At 60.5% G+C, this 7060-nt stretch carries 4 protein-coding genes and 1 riboswitch; of the genes, 3 read left to right on the top strand and 1 reads right to left on the bottom strand.

The features are described from left to right. Positions 1-3788 (bottom strand): DUF748 domain-containing protein (locus tag AAIL66_RS22945; protein WP_343497845.1); only part of this gene is annotated, 3788 nt, incomplete at its 3' end. A gap of 202 nt (positions 3789-3990) precedes the next feature. On the opposite strand from AAIL66_RS22945, the gene AAIL66_RS22940 reads away from it, so the two are divergent. The 3 genes from AAIL66_RS22940 (at position 3991) to glyA (ending at position 7045) form a co-directional block, all read left to right on the top strand. Continuing rightward, complete coding sequence (locus AAIL66_RS22940; protein WP_131394489.1) at positions 3991-4341, top strand: hypothetical protein; 351 nt, start codon at positions 3991-3993, stop codon at positions 4339-4341. A gap of 317 nt (positions 4342-4658) precedes the next feature. Next, positions 4659-5492, top strand: coding sequence for a lytic transglycosylase domain-containing protein (locus tag AAIL66_RS22935; RefSeq protein WP_343497844.1), 834 nt, complete (start codon positions 4659-4661; stop codon positions 5490-5492). 115 nt (positions 5493-5607) lie between these two features. Further along, positions 5608-5762: riboswitch (ZMP/ZTP riboswitch) on the top strand. Positions 5763-5797: 35 nt separating this feature from the next. Further along, positions 5798-7045 (top strand): serine hydroxymethyltransferase, encoded by a 1248-nt coding sequence (gene glyA, locus AAIL66_RS22930; protein ID WP_003053390.1) that lies wholly within the window; start codon positions 5798-5800, stop codon positions 7043-7045. Positions 7046-7060: the final 15 nt, after the last annotated feature.

Here is a 7060-nt window from a genome sequence, read left to right as displayed (position 1 = left end):
AGATAGTCCCGCACAGCCACACCGCGCGCCAGCGCCAGCTCGCGCATGGCATCGTCAGGCACCTTGATGCTGGCCACCAGCAGCGCCGTCATCTGGTCTGCAGGCAGATCCTTGGCCATTCCGACCATGTTACGGGGCTTTTTGATGTCGGCACGACCGTAAACGGCCTTGAGCAGAGCCGGACGCTCGGCATCGCTGAACTCCATCACCTCGTCTCCACTCTTGCCTTCGCGAATCACGTTGCGGCGCTTTTGGGCCAGCAGCAGACGATCCAGCTCTTCAGTCTTCCAGGCCTCCTTGTCTTCGGCCTCACGCGACTCGCCCACCACAGTCATCTTGAGCGCGGGGCGGTCGTTGAGTGCCTTGACGATCTTGGCCAGTTGCTCCCTGGCCTTGCCGTCGAGCTTGGCGCTGCCCGGCGCAAAGTTGACTGCGCCTGACTCGTCGCCACCCGAGAACGCCCCCGACAACAGCGCAAACGGCGCGGTCACTGCCTTCATGATGATGTTGCCGATCACCTTGAAGATGATGGGCGCCAGACGGAACTGCGGGTCGTTGAGCGAGCCGCTCAGAGGCACATCGAGATCGATCACGCCGTTGCGGTCGGACAGCAGGGCCACAGCCAGCTTGACGGGCAGCGATGCGGGCGCGCCCTCCACCTTGTCGCCAAAGGTCAATTGGCGCAGCACCAGCTTGTTCGATGCCGTGAGCTGCCCATCAGGCTGCACCTTGTAGTTCACATCCATATAGAGCTTGCCGCGCTCTATGCCATAGCCCGCGTACTTGATGGAATATGGCGACAGCGGCGACAGCTCCAGGTCATTCATCTGGGCGCGTACATCCAGCGCCAGAGGCTTTGCCAGCGGGTTGACCTTGCCGCTGATATCGAGCTTCGCCGTACCCTGGGCCTTGCCCTTGATTTCAAGATCGGCCATTTGCGGCTCGACCTGGCCTGCAGGAGCCTGCGAAGAGAAGGCACTCAGACGGCCGTTCAGCTCACTCAGATCGGCCGAGTAGTTGGGCTGAATGAAATAGTCGGAAAACTGCACCTTGCCGCCCGTCAGCACAATGGGCCCGACCTTGATGATGGGCGCGGGGCCGACATCTTCGGGCTTTACGGGCTCAGCCACGGGTCTGCTGAGCTCGGGCTTCTCGCCAGCAGCCGCCTGGGCGTTCGCCTCTTCGTTCTGTGCGACGGACTGCTCGGACTTTTCGGTCTTCACAATGTCCTGCAGATTGATGCGGCCGTTGCGCTGCACGATGACGCGCGCAAAAAAGTCGCTCAGCGCGGTTTCGCGCACGCTCACCCGCAGCGGCTGAGCCGGTTGCATATTCAGGTCCAGGCCGCGCACCATCAGCGTTTTCCAGGCCAGCAAATCATCGCCCAGACCCAGACCTGTGCGCGCAGCCAGTGCCTTGGCACGGTCTGCCGTTGAGTCATTGAGCACTGCCGTCAGCGCGCCCTTGGCGGTACTGGGCTTGCCCACCTCTTCCTGCACCGGGGCCGCAAGCGTAGAGCGTACGCGCAGGTCGTTGAGCTCCACATCGCCCGACACAGACAGCTGCGGCCCCTTGGCATGGGCCAGATAGTTAAGCTTGCCCCGGAAGTTGCCGTCGGCACGCACCAGATCCACATTGAGCTTGTGACCGAAATACGGCTCCAGCGCATGCAAGGGCACGGCACGGGCCTGCAACTGCCCCTGAGCCGAAACAGGGGTCAGACCCAGCTGCCCCTTGAACTGAATATGACCAGCCTGCACACGGCGACTGGCAGCCAGCTGAGCCGAGACCTCCAGCGGAGTCGGAGCTGCCTTGGCCGCCAGAGGCTCGAAAGCCCCCAGGCGTATGCGCATGGCGCTCACATCCAGCTGCACGGGCCGTGCATTCCCGCCTTGCACAGGTGCTGCATCGCGAAACTGCAGCGCACCGCCATCCACGGCAATCGCTGCCAGCTTGACCGACCAGGGTTTGCCCGGCTCCACCTTGCTGCCCTGCGTTGCCGGCCTGGCTGCAGGCGCTGCCACGGGCAACCAACGCTCGTACATCCAGTGCCCTTGTGCGTCACGCAGGGCCGCGAGTTGCGGCTTCTGCACGGCAATGGCCTCCACCTGCACTTGCCGGGCAGCGAGATCGACCTGAACGCCGCTGACCTTGATCTGTTCGATATTGACAGGTGCCTGCTTGTCCTGCAGCTGCAGCTTGTCGGCAGTCAGCTCGGCCACCTCTGCCACGACTCCGCCCTCACCCCAGGAAATCCGGGCATCGGTATTGAGCATGGCGCTGAGCTGCGGCTTGAAGTGCGCTTGCATATAGGGCTGCACCCATTGCAGCGGCAACTGCTCGAGCTTGAGATTGAGCTTGCCCGCCTTGTCCGTGGCTTCTCCATCCACAGCCAGCCTGGCAGCCCCTTCCACCCGGGCCTGCTCAGCCGTTTGCAAACCTGCAGTGGCCGTCAGTTGCAAAGGCGCATTCATGGGCCAAGCCAGATTCTTGGCCTGCAGCATCAAAGGAGCCAGGGTCAGCGCCGCAGGCGCCGCGCCTGTAGCAGCATCCCTCCAATGCACTGTAGCGCTATCAATATCGAACTGTTTCACGCTCACTGCGAGGGACTGGGCGGGCGCCTCGGCCTTGGTGCCCGCCTGGACCGAAGCCTTGGCGTCGGAGGAATCAGACTCAGGCTCTGCATTTTCGGCGGGCGCTGCTGCAGCAGTGGACGGCGCATTCAGCCCCAGCCAGTTGATCACGCCCTGCGCATTGCGGCTGGCATGAACCTCGGGCTTGACCCAGCGCACCGATTCGAGCGCAATCTGGTTCTGCAGAGGCTGAACATTCTTGAGCTGCACCTCCAGCGCCTCAAAGTTCAGCAGCGGCGCACTCTGGCGATCCTGCACCGCGACATTGCTCAAGGCCAGCTTGCCGCTGATGCTGACCACAGGCTGGTCTTTTTGCTCGAAGCTGATCTGCAGATCCGTGTCCAGCACGCCAGACAGAGGCTGCACGGGAACGCTGGCAGGCACATAGCCCAGATAAGGGGCCAGATCGATGTGCTCCCATTTGAGTTGCATCGCCGTCTGGCGGGTGTCAGTGAACGGCGTGCTCTCGCCCGAGGTATCGAACTTGCTGCCGTTGAGATCGAAAGCCAGATGCGGCAGCACCTTGATCTCGCGCTTGGAGGCCAGATTGCTGATGAAAGGAATGCTCAGCTGCAAGTCCTTGAGCTCGTGCTTGCGCTGCACGAACTCGTCATTGAGCTCGATACGGCCGTCGCGCAAGGCAATGTTGTAGAGCGCAAAGCTCAGGGGCTTGGACGGCTCCTCGTCATCGGGCTCGGAGAGCTTGGCAATTACATCGTCGATATCGAGCTTGCCCAGTGAATGCTGCGTCAGGCGCACCACCGGCGCATCGACCTCGATCACATCCAGCACAGGAGCGAGCCTGAACAAGGACTGCGCGCTGGCATTGATGAAGATGCGCTTGATCTGCAGCTGTGGCTCGGCGGCGGATTTCAGATCTTTCTGAGCCGCAGAGCTCTCTGCACCAGCGGTTTCAGCTACTTTTTTTATAGCCTTATCGATCACCAGTTCATGCAGGGTGATGGACATGGCCCAGGGCGCAAACTCGATCTTGCCCACATGGACGCCGCGCCCCAGTTTCTCGGCAGCCCGTTTTTCCAGCTGGCTTTTGGCCACCCAGGGCACTACCGCCCAGAGCAGCAGCCATAACAGCAAAAGAGCAAGAACAGACCAGATCAGCCGGCGAAGCCAGCGATTCGATGTGAGCAAGGACATGGGCAATTGTTATTGATGCAGAGATTGAAAGCCTTCCAAGACTCTCAGGGGCGGGACCCGCCGCGCGCCCGGAACACCACTGTACCTTGAGCGCACCCTGGTGTATCTAGATTGCGCTCTATATATAGATAGAGGCAAGAGGCGTTTCCAGGGAGAAGTTTGCGCTATAGGAATGCCGACCAGAGGCAGATGAGCGCGAAAAATGCAAACAATGCGCAGCAGAGAAAAGACAACGCCGGAAATGACAAAGCCCGGAAGTGGCGAAACCGACTTCCGGGCTTTACGGCCGGTACCAGACCGGGCCGTTTTTCGCGGATCAAGGAGGGTGTGGTCCTTGCCGCTGGAAGCAACGATTGCTCCCTTTTGTGCCTCAAGCGAAGATAAAGAGCAAGTGCCAACAGCCCATGGAATCAAAGGCCTCGGCGGAATTTGCTTTTCCTTTCCTTTGGCAAGCACCTGCAACGTGCAGGCAGATTCACTATATCTGTGCTCGCGTAGGGCTACCAGGCTTTTTGCACTTTATTTCGCCTTGATGACAAATAAAACGATGTGAGCGTATACACCTCTTGAACCCGTGATTTTTTGCTGTAATTTTTTGAGCAAGCTGTACATTCATACAGTTTTTATATAATTTTAAAATCTAAAAAGTATTTTTGTTAGTGTTGACTGAATATTTAGGGCGCTTCTAGAATCCGCCAGCGCTCGAAATGAGCGTTTTTTGTTTCCGCTGCCTCACGACTGAGCAGACCGATCGGCGCCCCAAGGGGCGCTTTTAATCGGCCCGCAGCAAACCTCATCGGCCAGTTGTCCTGGTTGCACCGCGAGATTGATCCGGTGCGGCCTCGGGCGATAGCCAAGAAAGGACAAGCTATGCCAGCGTCAGGAAAATTAATCGCCTCTGCGCGAACGTTGGGCCATAAGACGGCCCACGGTTTTCTTGCTCTTACTCACAACGGTTTCGCCCTGCTGGGCTTGGCCGTGGCCATTTCGGCCCTGATTCTGATCTCTCGTCCGGACCTGCGTCTGGCCGGTGCAACCGAGCTGCGCGAGTGGCTCGACACACGCCTGCCCGCCAGCACCGTGATGGCTGCCGCCGAAGTGGAGGAAGCCCCTGCTTCCGCCAACATCGTCGTCGCCAGCGACCGCGCCACGGCCGTCAACCCCAAGAACCTGCCCAAGGAGCAGGCGGCTGTAGCCTATTGGCTCAGCAAAAAATACCGGGTGGCGCCCGAGCCGATTGCCGCCCTGGTCAGCGAAGCCTATGTCCAGGGCAAAGCCAACAAGCTGGATCCGACGCTGATTCTGGCCATCATGGCCATTGAATCGAGCTTCAACCCGTTTGCCCAAAGCTCGGTCGGTGCCCAGGGCCTGATGCAGGTGATGACTTCCGTGCACACCGACAAGTACGAAAGCTTTGGCGGCCAGCACGCTGCCTTCGACCCAGTGACCAATCTCAAGGTCGGCGTCAAGGTGCTCAAGGAATGCATTGCCCGTGCCGGCTCCATCGAGGGTGGCCTGCGCTATTACGTGGGTGCAGCCAATCTTCCTTCGGACGGCGGCTATGCGGCCAAGGTGCTTGCCGAACACCAGCGTCTGCGCCAGGGCGTGGGCCTGCAGGCCAGCCCGCTGATGACGGCCAAGTCCGACGAAGCCACCAAGGTCTCTCACGCTCAGCAAGTGGCACTGGCCAACTCCAACCTCTAAGCGACAGACCCCTGCATTTCTCAAGCTGGCTCCGGCCAGCTTTTTTTATGCCCCGGCCAGGTCCTGCGGGAAAAACGGGCATAGGTTCTTCAGCCATGCCAGCTCAGCTACACTAGCGGGTGTACGCAACTGGCGATAGGCGCAGAATTTTCTGCCGCTGACGTGGAATCCGGCAGACTGCAAGGTCTGTGAACCACCGGGGAGCGTACCGCCCAGGGTCGCAGCGACTGCAACCTGCAAGCGTTTCAGCCGTTCGCCTGGGCAGCCCTTGGCCTCAAGGGAATTTCTAAGTTCACAGGACTGCCATGTTTCAACGCACCGATACCGTCGCGAAAGTCGACCCCGAACTGTTTGCAGCTATTGAAGCTGAAAACCATCGCCAGCAAGAGCACATCGAGCTGATCGCCAGCGAGAACTACTGCTCGCCCGCAGTGATGGAAGCCCAGGGCTCCCAGCTGACCAACAAGTACGCCGAAGGCTATCCCGGCAAGCGCTACTACGGTGGCTGCGAGCATGTGGACGTGGTCGAACAGCTGGCCATTGACCGCATCAAGCAGATCTTTGGCGCCGAAGCCGCCAACGTGCAACCCAATTCCGGCTCTCAGGCCAACCAGGCTGTGCTGATGGCTTTCGCCAAGCCAGGCGACACCATTCTGGGCATGAGCCTGGCCGAAGGCGGTCACCTGACCCACGGCATGGCGCTGAACATGTCCGGCAAATGGTTCAAGGCCGTCTCCTACGGTCTGAATGCCGACGAAGCCATCGACTACGACAAGCTCGAAGAGCTGGCCCGCGAGCACAAGCCCCGCATCATCGTGGCTGGCGCTTCCGCCTATGCCCTGCGCATCGACTTCGAGCGCTTCGCCAAGATCGCCAAGGAAGTCGGCGCCATCTTCTGGGTGGACATGGCCCACTATGCCGGCCTGATTGCCGCAGGCGTGTACCCCAACCCCGTGCCCCATGCCGACGTGGTCACCACCACCACCCACAAGAGCCTGCGTGGCCCCCGTGGCGGCGTGATCCTGATGAAGGCCGAGCACGAGAAGGCCATCAACAGCGCCATCTTCCCCGGCCTGCAAGGCGGCCCCCTGATGCATGTCATCGCCGGCAAGGCCGTGGCATTCAAGGAAGCCCTGACTCCCGAGTTCAAGGCCTACCAGGAACAGGTCGTGAAGAATGCCAAGGTGTTTGCCGAAACGCTGACCGAGCGCGGTCTGCGCATCGTCTCCGGCCGCACCGAAAGCCACGTGATGCTGGTGGACCTGCGCGCCAAGGGCATTACCGGCAAGGCTGCCGAAGCGGCCCTGGGTCTGGCTCACATCACCGTGAACAAGAACGCCATCCCCAATGACCCCGAAAAGCCTTTCGTGACCAGCGGCATCCGTATCGGCACGCCCGCCATGACCACCCGTGGTTTCGGCGAGGAAGAAGCCCGCATCACCGCCAATCTGGTGGCCGATGTGCTGGACAAGCCCGAAGACGAAGCCAATCTGGCTGCCGTGCGCGCCAAGGTGGCCGAGCTGACCGCCAAGTTCCCTGTCTACAGCAAGTAATTCCAGCTGCGCTGA

Source organism: Comamonas sp. F1-6 (assembly GCF_039581415.1).
In the GTDB taxonomy this organism is placed as follows: domain Bacteria; phylum Pseudomonadota; class Gammaproteobacteria; order Burkholderiales; family Burkholderiaceae_C; genus Comamonas; species Comamonas thiooxydans.
Note: the sequence above shows the minus strand (reverse complement) of the source record. Positions and strands in the feature narration are given on the sequence as shown.